Origin of the sequence: Cellulomonas fimi (genome assembly GCF_012952065.1) — a bacterium.
Taxonomy (GTDB): Bacteria; Actinomycetota; Actinomycetes; order Actinomycetales; family Cellulomonadaceae; genus Pengzhenrongella; species Pengzhenrongella fimi_A.
Map to the genome: position 1 here is coordinate 35,094 of NZ_JABCJJ010000006.1, position 16,265 is coordinate 51,358.

Here is a 16,265-nt window from a genome sequence, read left to right on the forward strand (position 1 = left end):
GCTCACTGGCCCACCAGGTTCTGCCCGCAGACCCGCAGCGTGCGGCCGACGATGCCGCCCGCGGCAGGCGAGACGAGGAACGCGACCGTCTCCGCGACGTCGACCGGCTTGCCGCCCTGCTGGAGCGAGCTCGCCCGCCGCGCGACCTCGCGCGGGACGCGCGGGATCCTCGCCGTCATGTCCGTCTCGATGAACCCGGGTGCGACGGCGTTCGCGGTGCCGCCGAACGCGGTGAGCAGCGGCGCGGTCGCGCGGACCATACCGATGACGCCGGCCTTCGACGCCCCGTAGTTCGTCTGCCCGCGGTTGCCCGCGATGCCGCTCGTCGAGGCGAGCGAGACGATCCGTGGCTCGTGCGTGAACTCGCCCGACGTGAGCAGTTGCTCGTTGATCCGCAGCTGCGCGGCGATGTTGACCGCGATGACCGAGTCCCAGCGGTCGCGCTTCATGTTCGCGAGCAGCTTGTCCCGCAGGATCCCGGCGTTGTGTACCACGACGTCGATCCGGCCGTGCCGCTTCACCGCGTGCTCGACGATGCGCTCGCCCGCGTCCGGCGCGGTGATGTCGAGCTGCAGCGCCGTCCCCCGCACCCGGTTGGCGACCTGCGCGAGCGACTCGCCCGCCGCGGGCACGTCCACCACGACGACCGTCGCGCCGTCGCGCGCGAGCGTCTCGGCGATCGCGGCGCCGATCCCACGCGCCGCACCCGTGACCACGGCGACCCGCCCCACCAGCGGCCGCTCCCAGTCCTGCGGCACCGACCCGGCCGGGCTGTCGACGGTCAGCAGCTGCCCGTCCACGAACGCCGACCGCGTCGACAGGAAGAACCGCAGCGCGCCGAGCACGGACGGTGCGCCCACGCCGACGCCGTCGGACAGCACGATCCCGTTCCCCGTGGAACCACCGCGCAGCTCCTTGGCGAGCGACCGCAGGATCCCGTCGACGCCCTGCCGGGCCGCGGCCACGGCGGGCGCGTCGTCCGCGACCGCCGGCCGGGAGAGCGTGACGACCCGCCCGGCCGGGGCGAGCTGCTCGCGCAGCATCCCGCCGACGCTCAGGACGGGCCCGCCCAGCTCGTCGGGGTGCTGGATCCCGGTGAGCACGACGACGACGCCCGCGTACCGCTGCCCCGGCTCGACCGTGCGCCGCACGTCGAGGTCCCACTCGAGCAGCGTGGTCGCGACGGCGTCGGCGTCCTTCTCGCTGTGCTCCGAGCCGACGACGAGCACCGGCCCGGCGACCAGCGGCTGCCCGGGCTTCCAGCGCACCAGCGGCACCGGCCGGGGCAGGCCGAGCTTCTTGGCCAGCTTCTTCGTGAGCCCCGTGTTGACGAGGTTCAGGTAGGTGTCGGTCACGCTGCCTCCAGGATCGCGGTGACGGCCAGGCCGCCGGCGGCACAGATCGAGATCAGGGCGCGGACGGGCCGGTCGCCCTCGGACGGGTCCAGCGCGGCCTTCTTCTCCGCGAGGATCTTCGCGGCCGTCGCGACGATGCGCCCGCCGGTCGCGGCGAAGGGGTGGCCGGCCGCGAGCGACGAGCCGTGCACGTTGAGCCGGTCGCGGTCGACCTTGCCGAACGCGCCCTCGAGCCCGAGCCGCGCGCGGCAGAACTCCTCGTCCTCCCACGCCGCGAGCGTGCTGAGCACGGTCGCGGCGAACGCCTCGTGGATCTCGACGATGTCGAAGTCGTCGAGCGTCAGCCCGTTGCGGGCGAGGAGCCGCGGGACGGCGAACGCGCCACCCATGAGCAGCCCGTCCTTCCCGTGCACGAAGTCGACGGCGGCCGCCTCGGCGTCGACGAACGTCGCGAGGACGGGCAGGTCGTGCGCCGCGGCCCACTCGTCGGAGGCGACCAGCACGGTCGAGGCGCCGTCGGTCAGCGGCGTCGAGTTGCCGGCGGTCATCGTCGCCGGGGTGCTCAGGCCGAGGCCGAACGTCGGCCTGAGCTTGGCGAGCTTCTCGAGCGACGTGTCCGCGCGCAGGTTCTGGTCCTTCGGCAGGCCGCGGAACGGCGTCACGAGGTCGTCGAAGAACCCGGCGTCGTACGCGGCGGCCAGCCGCTGGTGGCTCGCGAGCGCGAGCTCGTCCTGCGCCTCGCGCGTGATGTTCCACTGCGCCGTCGTGAGCGCCTGGTGCTCGCCCATCGACAGCCCGGTGCGAGGCTCGTTGGTGCGAGGCGCGGCGGGGGCGAGGTCCTTCGGGCGGAGCTTCGCGACGGCGGCGAGCTTCGCCCCCGTGGTCCTCGCGCGCGACAGGTCGAGCAGCGCGCGCCGCAGCCGGTCGCTCACCGCGATCGGCGCGTCCGACGTCGAGTCGACGCCCCCCGCGATCCCCGACTCGATCTGCCCGAGCCGGATCTTGTTGGTGAGCTGGACGACCGCCTCGATCCCGGTCGCGCACGCCTGCTGCAGGTCGTACGCGGGCGTCTCGGGCGAGAGCGCCGAGCCCAGCACGGACTCTCGCGCGAGGTTGAAGTCGCGCGAGTGCTTGAGCACCGCGCCCGCGGCCACCTCGCCGATGCGCTCGCCCTGGAGGCCGAACCGCGCGACCAGGCCGTCGATCGCCGCGGTCAGCATGTCCTGGTTGCTCGCGCGTACGTAGGCACCCCCCGCGCGGGCGAACGGGATGCGGTTGCCGCCGACGACGACGGCGCGACGCGGCGCGAGCGGGCCCGGCACCCCGGCGGTCGTGCCGGGGGTCGCAGCAGTGGCCGGGCGCGGCGCGCCCGAGGGGGTGGTGGAGTTCGTGCGGGGTGCTGCCATGGCAGGTCCTCTCGCGTCGTCGTCGAGTGTTCGTGAGGTGCGGGCGTGGACGGTGCCGCCGAACGTGTCGGGCGCCCTCGCGACAGTTTCCAGCACCTACAGTACCTGATACCATCCGTCTCGTGAGCCGCATCACACCCGGGCCCTCGACGACGACGGCCTCCTCCTTCTCCCCGACCGACGCCACCCGCGACGGTCGCTCCACGCGCTGGGCCGACCACCGCGAGGCCCGCCGCGCCGAGCTCGTCCGGGTGGCGCGCAAGGTCGTGCACCACGGCGGGCCCGACGTCTCGATGGAGGAGATCGCCGCCGCCGCCGGCACGTCCAAGTCCATCGTCTACCGGTACTTCCACGACAAGGGCGGGCTGCAGCTCGCCGTCGCGAAGGACGTCGTCGTGGAGATCCAGGAGGCGCTCGAGGGCGCGCTCAACTCCCACGCGACGCCGCGCGAGGCGCTGCGCGCGATGGTCGGCGTGTACCTCGAGATGATCGAGTCGTCGCCCAACGTGTACTTCTTCGTGACACGCGAGGGGTCGCTCGAGCCGTCGTCGCCCCTGGGCCACTTCCTCGAGGCCGTCACCGACCTCGTCGCCGCTCCGTTCGCGCGCGCGCTGACCGAGGCCGGCTCCCCGGCCGACCCGGCGAACCGCGTGATGGCCGACACCTGGGGGGCAGGCGCGGTCGGGTTCGTGCGCGGCGCCGGTGAGCGCTGGCTCCGCAACCGGGACGAGCCCGGAGCGCTCGACCGCGAGGCGCTCACGGCGCAGGTCGCGGCCTGGCTGTGGGCCGGGCCGGTCGGCATCCTCGCGCGCGGCCGCACCCCCACCGGGGCCGACGGCGCCCCCGCGACCACCACGGCGGACCACCCGGCGCCCCCCGCCGCGGCCGAGAACGGCACGACCGCGTCGACGACTCACGCACCCGCACCCGGACAGGAGTCCTGATGAGCACCACGACCGACCGCTCCGACCTCGCCACCGAGAGCCCGACCATCGACGTACCCGCGCTCGAGAACCTCCTGCTCGGCCGCTGGGCGGAGATGCGCCGTGCCGCCCGCGCCTGGGGCGCCGACCCGCGCCTGACCCGGATCGAGGGTCAGACCATGGCGGAGCACCGTGCGCGCGTGCTCGAGCAGCTCCAGCTGCTGGCGGCCGAGGCCGACGTCCTCCGGGCCTTCCCGGCAGCGCTGGGCGGCAAGGACGACCACGCGGGCAGCCTGGCGCGGTTCGAGGAGTTCGTCGTGTCGGACCCGTCGCTGCAGATCAAGGCGGGGGTGCAGTGGGGGCTGTTCGCCTCCGCGATCCTGCACCTCGGCACCGAGGAGCACCACCGTCGCTTCCTGCCGGGCGCCATGTCGGTCGAGGTGCCCGGCGCGTTCGCGATGACGGAGATCGGGCACGGCTCGGACGTCGCGAGCATCGCGACGACCGCGACGTACGACCCGGACGCCCAGGAGTTCGTCCTCCACACGCCGTTCCGCGCCGGGTGGAAGGACTACCTCGGCAACGCGGGCGAGCACGGCGTCGCCGCGGTGGTGTTCGCCCAGCTGGTGACCACGGGTGTGAACCACGGCGTGCACGCGTTCTACGTGCCGATCCGGGATGCCGCGACGATGGAGTTCCTGCCCGGGGTCGGCGGCGAGGACGACGGTCTCAAGGGCGGCCTCAACGGCATCGACAACGGTCGCCTGCACTTCGACCACGTCCGCGTCCCGCGCACCAACCTGCTCAACCGGTACGGCGACGTCGCCGCGGACGGCACGTACTCGTCGCCGATCGCGAGCCCCGGCCGCCGGTTCTTCACCATGCTCGGCACGCTCGTCCAGGGCCGGGTCTCGCTCGACGGCGCCGCCGTCAACGCGAGCAAGCTCGCCCTCATCATCGCGATCACGTACGGCAACGAGCGGCGCCAGTTCACGGCCGGCTCGGACACCGACGAGGTCGTGCTGCTCGACTACGCCGAGCACCAGCGCCGTCTGCTCCCGCTGCTGGCCGAGACCTACGCGTCGACGTTCGCGCACGAGGAGCTGCTCGAGGCGTTCGACCGGGTGTTCTCGGGCGAGGAGGACACCGACGAGACGCGCGAGAACCTCGAGACCATGGCCGCGGCCCTCAAGCCGACGTCGACGTGGCACGCGCTCCGCACCCTCCAGACGGCGCGTGAGGCATGCGGCGGTGCGGGCTTCATGGCGGAGAACCGGCTCACCGGCCTGCGCGCCGACATGGACGTCTACGTGACGTTCGAGGGCGACAACACCGTCCTGCTCCAGCTCGTCGCCAAGCGCCTGCTCGCCGACTACGCGCGCGAGTTCAAGGACATCGACGCGGGCGGCGTCGCACGCTTCGTCGCCAACCGGGCGGCCGACGCCGCCCTGCACAGGACGCCGCTGCTGCGCGCGGTGCAGACGCTGGCCGACGGCGGCAACGTGCGCCGGTCGGCGGGTCAGCTGCGCGACGCCGAGACGCAGCGCGAGCTGCTCACGGACCGGGTCGACACGATGGTCGCGGAGATCGCCAACGCGCTGCGACCCGCCTCGAAGGCGTCGCGCGAGGACGCGGCCGCGCTGTTCAACGCCCACCAGCACGAGCTCATCGAGGCGGCGCGCGCGCACGCCGACCTGCTCCAGTGGAAGGCGTTCACGGCGGGCCTGGCGAAGGTCGACGACGCGGGCACCCGGCAGGTGCTCACCTGGCTCCGCGACCTGTTCGGCCTCAGCGTCATCGAGCGCAACCTCGCGTGGTACCTCATCAACGGGCGGATGTCGGCCGGACGGGCGCGCACGGTCACGTCGTACATCGACCGGCTGCTCGCCCGCCTGCGCCCCCACGCGCAGGACCTCGTGGACGCGTTCGGGTACGGCCCGCAGCACGTGCGGGCGACCATCGCGACGGGCATCGAGCGCGAGCGGCAGGACGAGGCGCGGGCCTACTACCGGGCGCAGCGTGCGTCGGGTGACGCGCCGATCGCCGAGAAGCTGCTGCCCCGGTCGACCGACACGGCGATCGCCGAGCCGTCCCTCGGGAAGGTGCCGGTCGGCACGGCGACGCTCAAGTCGGAGGCCACGGAGCAGACCGAGCAGACCGAGCAGACCGAGTCCGAGGCCGCGACCGAGACCAGGGCCGCGACAGAGACCGAGGCCGTGACCGCCTGACGCGCCGCCGCCGCCGCACGGCCGCCGGGCGGGCCCTCCGCCGGGCGTCCGCGAGTTCGCTGGTCCGGTGCCGAGTTCGCTGATCCTGACCAGCGAACTGACGCCGGGACCAGCGAACTCGGCCGGCCGGCTTGCCTGGGCGTGGCTTGTCGCCGGTGCCCTGCCGGGTCAGGTCGGGTTGCAGCGGGCGGCCAGCATCTCGAGGCTGTCGACCTCCGGGCGCCAGGGCTCGAGGTTCCACGTCTCCTTGTCGCGCGCGCCGAGCGCGTGGCAGAGGAACTGGGCACGCATCCCGGCCGTGTCGGCCTCGGGCTCGGCCGCGACGACCGCCGCCCACGTCGCCTCCTGGACGGCGGGCCCGGCTGCGCGCGCCCAGTCGGTGGGGTCGACGGCGAGGGACCGTCCGCCCTCGCGCTCACCCCACGAGAGCGACTCGACGAGCGTGGTGCCGAACCAGATCGTGACCCGCTCGGTCGCGGGACCGGGGCCGGGGACGAGCCGCAGGAGGTCGGGTGCCGGCGACTCGAACGCCGCACCGCCCGATCCCGTGCCCCCGACGCCGGGTCGCGCGAGGCCTCCGGCGAGCTCCCCGGCGGCGTCGAGCACGGCCACGGAACCGTCGGCCGACGTCTCGAACCGGTATCCCGCCGGGGCGGCGACCAGCGCGAACGGACCCTCGGCGTCGGGCACGGCCAGCGACACCACGAGCGAACCGTCGAGCCCGGCCTCGACCTCGGCGGTGCCGAGGGCCGCGAGAGCGAGCGTGACCGGACCCGAGGTCAGGGACGCGCCGGCGGCGCGGACGTCGTCGGCGGACGACGTCGCGTGCAGTACGGCGGGCGCTGGGGACGTGGCGGGGTCGGAGGGGCCGGGCGCGACCTCGCCGGTGCTCGCGTCGGTCGGTGCGTCCGGGGTCGACGGCGCGCACGCGGCCAGGCCGACCAGCGCGACGAGCGCGAGCCCGACGCCTGCCGGGCGCCTCACGCGACCCGGCGTGCGGTCAGCGTCACGAGCCCGAGGGCCGCGTAGACGCCCGCCGAGACGCGGTCGAGCAGCGCGAGCCGGACGCGCGGAAGTAGCCGCCGCAGCCCCTCGCCGCCGACGGCCCACAGCGAGTCGACGGCCCAGGCCAGCCCGATGAACACCAGGCCCAGGGTGAGGAGCTGCAGCCACGGCGGCCCGGCGTCGGGCCGGACGAACTGCGGCAGGAACGCGAGGTAGAACAGCGCGGTCTTGGGGTTCAGGGCCCCGACCAGGAGTCCGGCTCGGAGCTCGCCGCCGCCCGGGGCAGCCGCCTGCTCAGCGCCCGCGAGCTCAGAACCCGCAGCCGAGCCGTCACCCGCACCGACCGGCCCGGCTCCCCACTGGTCCACGGTCCCGGGCGTGCGCGCGCGCCACGTGCGGACCGCGAGCCACAGCAGCCAGGCGGCGCCCACGACCTTGACCACGGTGAAGGCGGTCGCGCTCGCGGCGATCACGGCGGAGACCCCGACGACGGCGCCCGTCACGTGCACGAGGTAGCCGAGCTCGATCCCGGCGGTCGCACGGAGCCCGGCCGACCGCCCGCGCCGGAGCGTCGTCGCGAGGATGAACCCGACCGACGGTCCCGGCACGACGATGAGCGCGAGCGCGGCCAGCGCGAACAGCGCGAGCGTGTGCAGGTCCATCATCCGAGCAGTGTCCCTCGCGCGGGCGGGTGTCCGGTACCCGGTACCGCGTCCGTCCACCCGGCGACGCGCCGGTAGCCTGGAAGCTCTCCCGCACTTCCTCTCGGCAGGGGCTCGATGACCACCGCACCGCACCGCACGCCGCTCGACACTGTCGAGCACGCCGCCGCGACCCCGGAGGTCCAGCTCCCGTACGCCGAGCTCGGTCTCACGCCGGACGAGTACCAGCGCGTCATCGACATCCTGGGGCGGCGCCCCACCGCGTCCGAGCTCGCGATGTACTCGGTCATGTGGTCGGAGCACTGCTCCTACAAGTCGTCCAAGAACCACCTGCGCCAGTTCGGCGAGAAGACGACCGAGGCGATGAAGGAGCACCTGCTCGTCGGCATCGGCGAGAACGCCGGCGTCGTCGACATCGGCGACGGCTGGGCCGTGACGTTCAAGGTCGAGAGCCACAACCACCCGAGCTTCGTCGAGCCGTACCAGGGCGCCGCGACCGGCGTCGGCGGCATCGTGCGCGACATCATCTCGATGGGCGCCCGCCCGGTCGCCGTCATGGACCAGCTGCGCTTCGGCGCGATCGAGCACCCGGACACGGCCCGCGTCGTGCACGGGGTGGTGTCGGGCGTCGGCGGCTACGGGAACAGTCTGGGGCTGCCGAACATCGGCGGGGAGGTGGTGTTCGACCCGTCGTACCAGGGGAACCCGCTGGTCAACGCGTTGTGCCTCGGCGTGCTGCGGCACGAGGACATCCACCTGGCCAACGCGTCCGGCGTCGGCAACAAGGTCGTGCTCTTCGGCGCGCGGACCGGGGGCGACGGCATCGGCGGGGCCTCGATCCTCGCGTCCGAGACGTTCGACGAGACCAAGCCGAGCAAGCGCCCGAGCGTCCAGGTCGGCGACCCGTTCATGGAGAAGGTGCTCATCGAGTGCTGCCTCGAGCTCTACGCCGCGAAGGTCGTCGAGGGCATCCAGGACCTCGGCGCGGCCGGCATCTCGTGCGCGACGAGCGAGCTCGCGAGCAACGGCGACGGCGGCATGTTCGTCGAGCTGGACAGCGTCCTGCTGCGCGACCCCACCCTGACGCCTGGCGAGATCCTCATGTCGGAGTCGCAGGAGCGCATGATGGCGGTCGTCCGCCCCGACAGGCTCGACGAGTTCCTCGCCATCACCGCGCGGTGGGACGTCGAGACCGCGGTGATCGGCGAGGTCACCGACACGGGCCGGCTCGTCATCGACCACCACGGCGAGCGGATCGTCGACGTCGACCCGCGCACGGTCGCGCACGAGGGCCCGGTCTACGCCCGTCCCTACGCGCGCCCCTCCTGGCAGGACGCGCTCCAGGCCGACACGACCGAGGCCGCCGGGCTCGAGCGCCCCGCGACGCCCGACGAGCTCCGCGCCACCGTGCTGCGCCTGCTCGCCTCGCCCAACCTCGCCTCCAAAGCGTGGGTCACCGACCAGTACGACCGCTTCGTGCAGGGCAACACCAAGCTGGCCCAGCCCGACGACGGCGGCGTCGTCCGCGTCGACGAGCGCACGGGCCTGGGCGTCGCGCTCGCGACCGACGCGAACGGTCGCTACGCCAAGCTCGACCCGTACGCGGGCGCGCAGCTCGCGCTCGCGGAGGCCCACCGGAACGTCGCGACGACCGGCGCCCGGCCGCTCGCCGTCACCGACTGCCTCAACTTCGGCTCGCCCGAGGACCCGGACGCGATGTGGCAGCTGGTCGAGGCGATCCGCGGGCTCGCCGACGCGTGCCAGACGCTCGAGGTGCCCGTGACCGGCGGCAACGTCTCGCTGTACAACGGCACCGGGGAGCCGGGCCGCATCGACTCGTCCATCCACCCGACCCCCGTCGTCGGCGTCCTGGGAGTCCTCGACGACGTCGCGCGGGCCACCGGATCGGGGTGGACGACGCCCGGCCAGGCGGTCTACCTGCTCGGCACCACGCGTGCCGAGCTCGACGGGTCCGCGTGGGCCGACGTCGTGCACGGCCACCTGGGCGGGCTGCCGCCGCGGGTCGACCTCGGGGCGGAGCGCCGGCTCGCCGAGATCCTGGCCAACGCCTCGCGCGACGGCCTGGTCGACGCGGCGCACGACCTGTCCGACGGCGGGCTGGCGCAGGCGCTCGTCGAGGCCTCGCTCCGCCACGGCACCGGCGTGCGCGTGTCGATCGACGCGCTGTGCGAGCGTGACGGCGTCACGCCGTTCGAGGCCCTGCTCTCCGAGTCCACCGCGCGTGTGCTCGTCGCCGTCCCGCGGTCCGAGGAGGTCCGCTTCCAGGACCTGTGCGGCGCGCGCGGGTTCCCCCTGCTCAAGCTCGGCGTCACCACCGACGACGCCGGGCAGGGCGACCCCGAGGCCGGACCGGCCGTCGAGGTCGAGGGCCTGTTCTCGATCCCGCTCACCGAAGCTCGTGAGGCGTTCGAGGGCACCTTGCCCCGATACTTCTCCTGACTCCCAGCGATAGGCAGACAACTTTCGTGGAACCGCAGCTCGAGCCCGTCTTCGCCCAGGTCCTGGCACGTAACCCTGGCGAGGCGGAGTTCCACCAGGCCGTCCGTGAGGTCTTCGACTCCCTCGGCCCCGTGATCCGCAAGCACTCCCAGTACGCCGACGCCGCGGTGCTCCAGCGCGTCTGCGAGCCCGAGCGGCAGATCATCTTCCGGGTGCCGTGGGTCGACGACCACAACCAGGTGCAGATCAACCGCGCGTTCCGCGTCGAGTTCAACTCGGCGCTCGGGCCGTTCAAGGGCGGCATGCGGTTCCACCCGTCGGTCTACCTCGGCATCGTCAAGTTCCTGGGCTTCGAGCAGATCTTCAAGAACGCCCTGACGGGCATGCCGATCGGCGGGGCCAAGGGCGGCTCGGACTTCGACCCGCGCGGCAAGACCGAGGGCGAGGTCATGCGGTTCTGCCAGTCGCTCATGACCGAGCTCTACCGGCACATCGGTGAGTACACCGACGTGCCCGCGGGCGACATCGGCGTCGGCGGCCGCGAGATCGGCTACATGTTCGGCCAGTACAAGCGGATCACGAACCGCTACGAGTCCGGCGTGCTCACGGGGAAGGGGCTCACCTGGGGCGGTTCGCTCGTCCGCACCGAGGCGACCGGGTTCGGCACGGTCCTGTTCGCCGAGCGCATGCTCGCGACGGCCGGCCAGTCGCTCGACGGGCTCCGCGTCTCGGTCTCGGGCTCGGGCAACGTCGCGACCTACGCGATCGCCAAGGCCCAGGACCAGGGCGCTCGCGTCGTCGCGTTCTCGGACTCGTCCGGCTACGTGGTCGACGAGGCGGGCGTCGACGTCGACCTGCTGCGTGAGGTCAAGGAGGTCGAGCGCGGCCGCGTGAGCGACTACGCCGACCGTCGTGGTTCCGCGAAGTTCGTCGAGGGCGGCCGGATCTGGGACGTCCCGGTCGAGGTGGCGCTGCCGTGCGCGACGCAGAACGAGCTCACGGTCGACGACGTGCGCGGCCTCGTCGGGCACGGTCTCGTCGCGGTCGCGGAGGGCGCCAACATGCCGACGACGCCCGACGCCGTCGCGCTCCTCCAGGAGGCCGGCGTCCTGTTCGCGCCGGGCAAGGCCGCGAACGCGGGCGGCGTCGCGACGTCGGCGCTCGAGATGCAGCAGAACGCGTCGCGCGACTCGTGGACGTTCGCGCACACCGAGGACCGGCTCGCCGAGATCATGATCGGTATCCACGACCGCTGCGCCGAGACCGCCGAGGAGTACGGCCAGCCCGGGAACTACGTGCTGGGCGCGAACGTGGCGGGCTTCACCAAGGTCGCGGACGCGATGCTCGCGCTCGGGGTCATCTGACAGGACCGTGGTGCTCTGACAGGGCCCGCCAGCGCCGGCGTCATGGTGAAGGGTGAGCCGGCGCCGGTGCGCGGAGCGGATCCGGGGATCGGTCGAGGGCCGGGACGTCGACCCTGGTTAGCCTGGACGTCATGCCACCCCGCCGCCGCACCGACCCGGCCGCGGGTCGGGCGGCGCTCGCCGTGTGGCGGGCCGACCCGGGAGGCGCCCCGCGCGAGGCCGTGCGGACCGCGGTGCGGTTCACGCTCGAGGAGCTCGCCGACGTCGCGCCGGGCAAGGCGGTCGAGGTCCGGGTCCCGCCCGACGGCGCGGTGCAGGCGGTCGCGGGCCCGCGGCACACGCGCGGCACGCCGCCCAACGTCGTCGAGACAGACCCCGCGACGTGGCTCGCGCTGGTGACGGGCGAGCTGCGCTGGGTCGACGCCGTCGGGCAGGGCCGGGTGTCGGCGTCGGGTGAGCGGGCCGACCTCGCCTCGCTCCTCCCGCTGCAGGCCGTGCGCGATCGCGGCATCGCAGGAGCGAGCGGGTAGGTGCGGGCGGTAGGTGCGGGCGGGTACGTGCGGGCGGGTAGGGTCGCCTGCCGTGACGAGCCCCGACGACCACCGCGACGAGCACGCCGCCGGCGCCCCCGACGCCGCGCGAGGCGTGACACCGGACGAGACGCCCGGCGAGACGCCCGGCGAGACGCCCGGCGAGACGCCGGATCCGCACCTGACGCCCGACGTCGAGACCCTGGAGCGCATCGCCGAGCCGGCCACCGTCCGCCGCGCCCCGCGGTACGCCGCCTTCGTGCGCGCGGGCGCACTGCTGGGCGCCGTCGTCGGGCTGGTCGCCGGACTGCTCGCGCCGTACCAGCAGGGCGGCCCCCGCGGCGCCGTGATCGGCATCGTCGTGGTGGGGCTCGCGTCGTTCGGAGCGCTGTTCGGCGCCGGCGCCGCGGTGCTCGCCGACCGCCGTGGCGTGCATCACCGCTGAGGCGTTCACACCCTGGGACCCCCGCGTCGACGTCGGCCCCCTGTGCGACCATGGAATCGTGGCTTCCCGCGGAGACGGACTTCTTTCCCACGACCTCCTCCCCGGCGAGAAGGGCCCGCAGGACGCGTGTGGGGTCTTCGGCGTCTGGGCGCCCGGCGAAGAGGTCGCCAAGCTCGCCTACTTCGGCCTCTACGCGCTCCAGCACCGGGGTCAGGAGTCGGCCGGCATCGCGACCTCCAACGGCGAGCAGCTGCTCGTCTACAAGGACATGGGCCTCGTCTCCCAGGTGTTCGACGAGACCGCGCTCAACGCGCTGACCGGGCACCTCGCCATCGGGCACACGCGCTACTCGACCACCGGCGCGAGCACGTGGGAGAACGCGCAGCCGACGCTCGGCGCGACGGCCGGCGGCACGATCGCCCTGGGCCACAACGGGAACCTCACCAACACCGCCGAGCTGGTCGACCTGGTCGCCGAGCGCTACGGCTCGCAGCGGCGCGGCGAGCTGGCCCGCGGGAACACGACGGACACGGCCCTCGTCACCGCGCTGCTCGCCGGGGACCCCGACCACACGCTCGAGGCGACGGCCCTCGAGGTGCTCCCCCGGCTCCGCGGGGCCTTCTCGCTCGTCTTCATGGACGAGCACACCCTCTACGCGGCGCGGGACCCCCAGGGCGTCCGGCCGCTCGTGCTCGGCCGCCTCGAGCGCGGCTGGGTCGTCGCGAGCGAGATGCCGGCGCTCGACATCGTGGGCGCGTCGTACGTCCGTGAGATCGAGCCCGGCGAGCTCGTCGCGATCGACGCCGACGGGCTGCGCAGCCAGCGGTTCGCGCCCGCCGACCGCGCGGGCTGCGTCTTCGAGTACGTCTACCTGGCCCGGCCGGACACGGCGATCGCGGGCCGGTCGGTGCACGCGGCGCGGGTCGACATGGGTCGGCAGCTCGCGCGCGAGTTCCCCGTCGACGCCGACCTCGTGATCCCGGTGCCCGAGTCGGGGACGCCGGCGGCGGTCGGCTACGCGGCGGAGTCCGGCATCCCGTTCGGGCAGGGGCTGACCAAGAACGCCTACGTGGGGCGGACGTTCATCCAGCCGTCCCAGACGCTGCGCCAGCTCGGCATCCGCCTCAAGCTCAACCCGCTCAGGGACGTGATCCGCGGCAAGCGGCTCGTCGTCGTCGACGACTCGATCGTCCGCGGCAACACCCAGCGCGCGCTGATCCGGATGCTGCGCGAGGCCGGCGCTGCCGAGGTGCACGTGCGGATCTCGTCGCCGCCCGTGAAGTGGCCGTGCTTCTACGGCATCGACTTCGCGTCCCGGGCCGAGCTCATCGCGACCGGCCTGGGTCCCGAGGAGGTCGGCCAGTCCCTCGGCGCCGACTCGCTCGGCTACATCTCGCTCGAAGGCATGATCGCGGCGACCCAGCAGCCGGCCGCGCAGCTGTGCGCCGCCTGCTTCACGGGCAGCTACCCGATCGAGCTGCCGCCGGCCGCCCGCATCGGCAACTACCTGGTCGACCAGAGCGAGCTGCCGCTGGGCGCCCCGGAGGACGGCCTGCGCACCCTCGTCGCGTCGAGCGGGGGCGCGACGGCGCTCGAGCAGCCGTGACGACGTCGGATGCGCCCCGCCGGGTGACGTACGCCTCGGCCGGGGTCGACACCGCCGCGGGGGACCGCGCGGTCGAGCTGATGAAGGCCGCGGTCGCGCGCACGCACGGGCCGCAGGTGCTCGGCGGCGTCGGCGGGTTCGCCGGGCTGTTCGACGCGAGCGCGCTCAAGGCGTACGACCGCCCGCTGCTCGCCTCGTCCACCGACGGGGTCGGCACGAAGGTCGCGATCGCCCAGGCGATGGACGTCCACGACACGATCGGGTTCGACCTGGTCGGGATGGTCGTCGACGACATCGTGGTGTGCGGCGCCGAGCCGCTCGTCATGACCGACTACATCGCGTGCGGCCGCGTCGTGCCCGAGCGCATCGCGGACGTCGTCCGGGGGATCGCAGCGGCGTGCGAGGTCGCGGGTGTCGCGCTCGTCGGCGGGGAGACCGCGGAGCACCCCGGCCTGCTGGGTCCGGACGACTACGACGTCGCGGGTGCCGTCGTCGGCGTGGTCGAGGCGGCCGACCTGCTCGGACCGGAGAAGGTGCGCGAGGGCGACGTCGTGCTGGCCGTCGCGTCGTCCGGCCTGCACTCCAACGGGTACTCGCTGGTCCGCAAGGTGGTCGAGGTGGCGGGCTGGTCCCTCGACCGCGACGTCCCGGAGCTCGGCCGCACGCTGGGTGCCGAGCTGCTCGAGCCGACGCGCGTGTACGCGGCGGACCTGCTCTCGCTGGCCCGCGACGCCGCGGCCGAGGTGCGCGCGTACAGCCATGTCACCGGCGGCGGGCTCGCCGCGAACCTCGCCCGGGTGCTGCCGGTCGGGCTCGCGGCGCGCGTCGACCGGGCCAGCTGGACGGTCCCGCCGATCTTCGACGTCGTGCGCTCGCTGGGCGGCGTCCCGTGGGACGACCTCGAGGCGACCCTCAACCTGGGCGTCGGCATGGTCGCGGTCACGTCACCCGCGGGGGCCGACGCCGCGCTCGCCCACCTCGCCGGCCGCGGGCTCCCGGCCTGGGTGCTGGGGACCATCGGGCCCGACGACGGCGCCGAGGGTCGCGACGTGGTGCGCGGTTCCAAGGGGGTCAAGGGCGGCGCGGTGCGGATGACCGGGAGCTACCGGACGACCTGACGGTGGCGCGTGGTCCGCCGTCGACGCGCGACAGGGGGCGCTGAGGTCAGCGCTCGTCCCAGCGTGAGTACACGTCGGCGTCGGGCTCGTCCTTCGCGTCGACGGGGGCCCTGCGGTTGTCCGTGACCAGGTCGGTCCGGCCCGGGCTCGTGAGCTCCTGCTCGAGCGCCCGGTAGTTCGTGTCGGGGCTGAAGTACTTCAGCTCCCGGGCGACCTTGGTCTGCTTAGCCTTCTGACGGCCGCGCCCCATGGCCTCGACCCCCTCACGTAGAAGCGGGGCTGGCTCCGTGCTCGACACGTGCGGCCCCGGGGTGCTGAAAAATTGTCTGCTCCGGATGAACGTTACATGGTCCGCGGGCATTCCGACCACTCGCGCGCTGGGCCCGGCGGGGGGTCCGGGACGCCGTCCGAAGCCGTCGGCAGCGCCGTGATCCGGGGTGCGGGGCCGGCGCTCGGTCGGCCTCGCAGGCCGCGCGCCAATGTCTCGGATCGTGGACCGCGTTACGCTGGCAGCGAACGCGCGCGGCGCAGCACCCCGCGTCGCACACGTGTCCGATTCGGGTCGAATGCCCGGTAGGGCGCCGTGACGACCGCTTTCGACGCCGTGTGGCGTGCGTGTGGAGTGGCGCGGGCGACGCTGGGCCCGATGCGCGTCGCTTCGCCCGGTTTGCTATACCAGTAGGTATGACCTTCCCGGTCGGGTGAAATTTCTGAACGCCTGCCGGGTCATGGCCTACTCGATCGCCTAGGAGGCAACCCATGTCGGCTCCGGAGTCCGAAGCCCTGCTCACCCCGTCGGAGGTCGCCACGCTCTTCCGCGTGGACCCCAAGACCGTCACGCGCTGGGCCAAGGCAGGAAAGCTGACCTCGATCCGGACGCTGGGTGGCCACCGTCGCTACCGGGAGACCGAGGTGCGCGAGCTCCTCAACGGGGTCCCCAACCAGCGCCCCACCGACTGACGCCTCGACCCGGCGCCCCCTCCAGCGCTGACCGGGCTCCACAGGGCACGTCCCGTCACGGACGTGCCCTTCGTCTGTCCCGCCCACGCCGGTCTGCTCGCCCTTGGTCTGCTCGCCCCTTGGTCTGCTCGCCCCTTGGTCTGCTCGCCCCGAGTCGGCCTCGACCTCGATCTCGACGCCGAGTGAGACGTTGCGCCGCCCCC

General features: G+C 73.7%; 14 protein-coding genes. 9 read left to right on the forward strand and 5 right to left on the reverse strand.

The window, feature by feature from the left end; all coding sequences use genetic code 11:
• Nucleotides 1-2: 2 nt before the first annotated feature.
• Nucleotides 3-1,355, reverse strand: a complete 1,353-nt coding sequence (locus tag HIR71_RS05575) for a 3-oxoacyl-ACP reductase (RefSeq protein ID WP_169324074.1) — start codon at nucleotides 1,353-1,355, stop codon at nucleotides 3-5.
• Complete coding sequence (locus tag HIR71_RS05580) at nucleotides 1,352-2,761, reverse strand: acetyl-CoA C-acetyltransferase (RefSeq protein WP_169324075.1); 1,410 nt, start codon at nucleotides 2,759-2,761, stop codon at nucleotides 1,352-1,354. Before HIR71_RS05580 ends, HIR71_RS05575 begins: the two co-directional genes overlap by 4 nt.
• Nucleotides 2,762-2,892: 131 nt before the next feature.
• Here HIR71_RS05580 and HIR71_RS05585 point away from each other — a divergent pair, with 131 nt between their 5' ends.
• Together HIR71_RS05585 and HIR71_RS05590 are read left to right on the forward strand one after the other, a co-directional pair.
• The gene (locus tag HIR71_RS05585) at nucleotides 2,893-3,705 is read left to right on the forward strand and encodes a TetR/AcrR family transcriptional regulator (protein ID WP_169324185.1); all 813 of its coding nucleotides are present in this window, start codon (nucleotides 2,893-2,895) and stop codon (nucleotides 3,703-3,705) included.
• Nucleotides 3,705-5,912 carry an acyl-CoA dehydrogenase family protein gene (locus HIR71_RS05590; RefSeq protein WP_169324076.1) on the forward strand — a complete coding sequence of 736 codons (2,208 nt, stop codon included), beginning with the start codon at nucleotides 3,705-3,707 and terminating at the stop codon, nucleotides 5,910-5,912. The genes HIR71_RS05585 and HIR71_RS05590 overlap by 1 nt, the downstream gene beginning before the upstream one ends.
• A gap of 168 nt (nucleotides 5,913-6,080) precedes the next feature.
• Here HIR71_RS05590 and HIR71_RS17370 read toward each other — a convergent pair whose 3' ends face one another.
• Entirely contained in the window at nucleotides 6,081-6,896 is an 816-nt protein-coding gene (locus tag HIR71_RS17370; protein WP_211373834.1) for a DUF2599 domain-containing protein, read from the reverse strand.
• A complete protein-coding gene (locus tag HIR71_RS05600) occupies nucleotides 6,893-7,582 on the reverse strand; it encodes a LysE family translocator (RefSeq protein WP_169324077.1) in 690 nt (229 codons plus the stop codon). The genes HIR71_RS17370 and HIR71_RS05600 overlap by 4 nt, the downstream gene beginning before the upstream one ends.
• 114 nt (nucleotides 7,583-7,696) lie before the next feature.
• Here HIR71_RS05600 and purL point away from each other — a divergent pair, with 114 nt between their 5' ends.
• The 6 genes from purL (at nucleotide 7,697) to purM (ending at nucleotide 15,102) form a co-directional block, all read left to right on the forward strand.
• Entirely contained in the window at nucleotides 7,697-10,039 is a 2,343-nt protein-coding gene (gene purL / locus HIR71_RS05605; protein ID WP_169324078.1) for a phosphoribosylformylglycinamidine synthase subunit PurL, read from the forward strand.
• 26 nt (nucleotides 10,040-10,065) lie between these two features.
• Nucleotides 10,066-11,403, forward strand: a complete 1,338-nt coding sequence (gene gdhA / locus HIR71_RS05610; protein WP_169324079.1) for an NADP-specific glutamate dehydrogenase — start codon at nucleotides 10,066-10,068, stop codon at nucleotides 11,401-11,403.
• A 131-nt stretch (nucleotides 11,404-11,534) separates the two neighbouring features.
• Nucleotides 11,535-11,933 carry a sterol carrier family protein gene (locus HIR71_RS05615; protein WP_169324080.1) on the forward strand — a complete coding sequence of 133 codons (399 nt, stop codon included), beginning with the start codon at nucleotides 11,535-11,537 and terminating at the stop codon, nucleotides 11,931-11,933.
• 52 nt (nucleotides 11,934-11,985) lie between these two features.
• On the forward strand, nucleotides 11,986-12,378 hold the full coding sequence (locus tag HIR71_RS16395) for a magnesium transporter (protein WP_211373835.1): 393 nt from the start codon (nucleotides 11,986-11,988) through the stop codon (nucleotides 12,376-12,378).
• A 58-nt stretch (nucleotides 12,379-12,436) separates the two neighbouring features.
• The gene (gene purF / locus HIR71_RS05625; RefSeq protein ID WP_169324081.1) at nucleotides 12,437-13,984 is read left to right on the forward strand and encodes an amidophosphoribosyltransferase; all 1,548 of its coding nucleotides are present in this window, start codon (nucleotides 12,437-12,439) and stop codon (nucleotides 13,982-13,984) included.
• Nucleotides 13,981-15,102 carry a phosphoribosylformylglycinamidine cyclo-ligase gene (purM, locus tag HIR71_RS05630; RefSeq protein ID WP_169324082.1) on the forward strand — a complete coding sequence of 374 codons (1,122 nt, stop codon included), beginning with the start codon at nucleotides 13,981-13,983 and terminating at the stop codon, nucleotides 15,100-15,102. Before purF ends, purM begins: the two co-directional genes overlap by 4 nt.
• Before the next feature lie 46 nt (nucleotides 15,103-15,148).
• On the opposite strand, the gene HIR71_RS05635 is transcribed toward purM, so the two are convergent.
• Complete coding sequence (locus HIR71_RS05635; protein WP_169324083.1) at nucleotides 15,149-15,352, reverse strand: DUF3073 domain-containing protein; 204 nt, start codon at nucleotides 15,350-15,352, stop codon at nucleotides 15,149-15,151.
• A 509-nt stretch (nucleotides 15,353-15,861) separates the two neighbouring features.
• Here HIR71_RS05635 and HIR71_RS05640 point away from each other — a divergent pair.
• Entirely contained in the window at nucleotides 15,862-16,062 is a 201-nt protein-coding gene (locus tag HIR71_RS05640) for a BldC family transcriptional regulator (protein WP_169324084.1), read from the forward strand.
• Nucleotides 16,063-16,265: the final 203 nt, after the last annotated feature.

Coding starts and splice junctions, on each gene's coding strand:
- HIR71_RS05600 (WP_169324077.1), bottom strand. CDS start 7,582: ATGATGGACCTGCACACGCTCGCGCTGTTCGCGCTGGCCGCGCTCGCG.
- HIR71_RS05615 (WP_169324080.1), top strand. CDS start 11,535: ATGCCACCCCGCCGCCGCACCGACCCGGCCGCGGGTCGGGCGGCGCTC.
- HIR71_RS05635 (WP_169324083.1), bottom strand. CDS start 15,352: ATGGGGCGCGGCCGTCAGAAGGCTAAGCAGACCAAGGTCGCCCGGGAG.
- HIR71_RS05580 (WP_169324075.1), bottom strand. CDS start 2,761: ATGGCAGCACCCCGCACGAACTCCACCACCCCCTCGGGCGCGCCGCGC.
- purL (WP_169324078.1), top strand. CDS start 7,697: ATGACCACCGCACCGCACCGCACGCCGCTCGACACTGTCGAGCACGCC.
- HIR71_RS05640 (WP_169324084.1), top strand. CDS start 15,862: ATGTCGGCTCCGGAGTCCGAAGCCCTGCTCACCCCGTCGGAGGTCGCC.
- HIR71_RS05590 (WP_169324076.1), top strand. CDS start 3,705: ATGAGCACCACGACCGACCGCTCCGACCTCGCCACCGAGAGCCCGACC.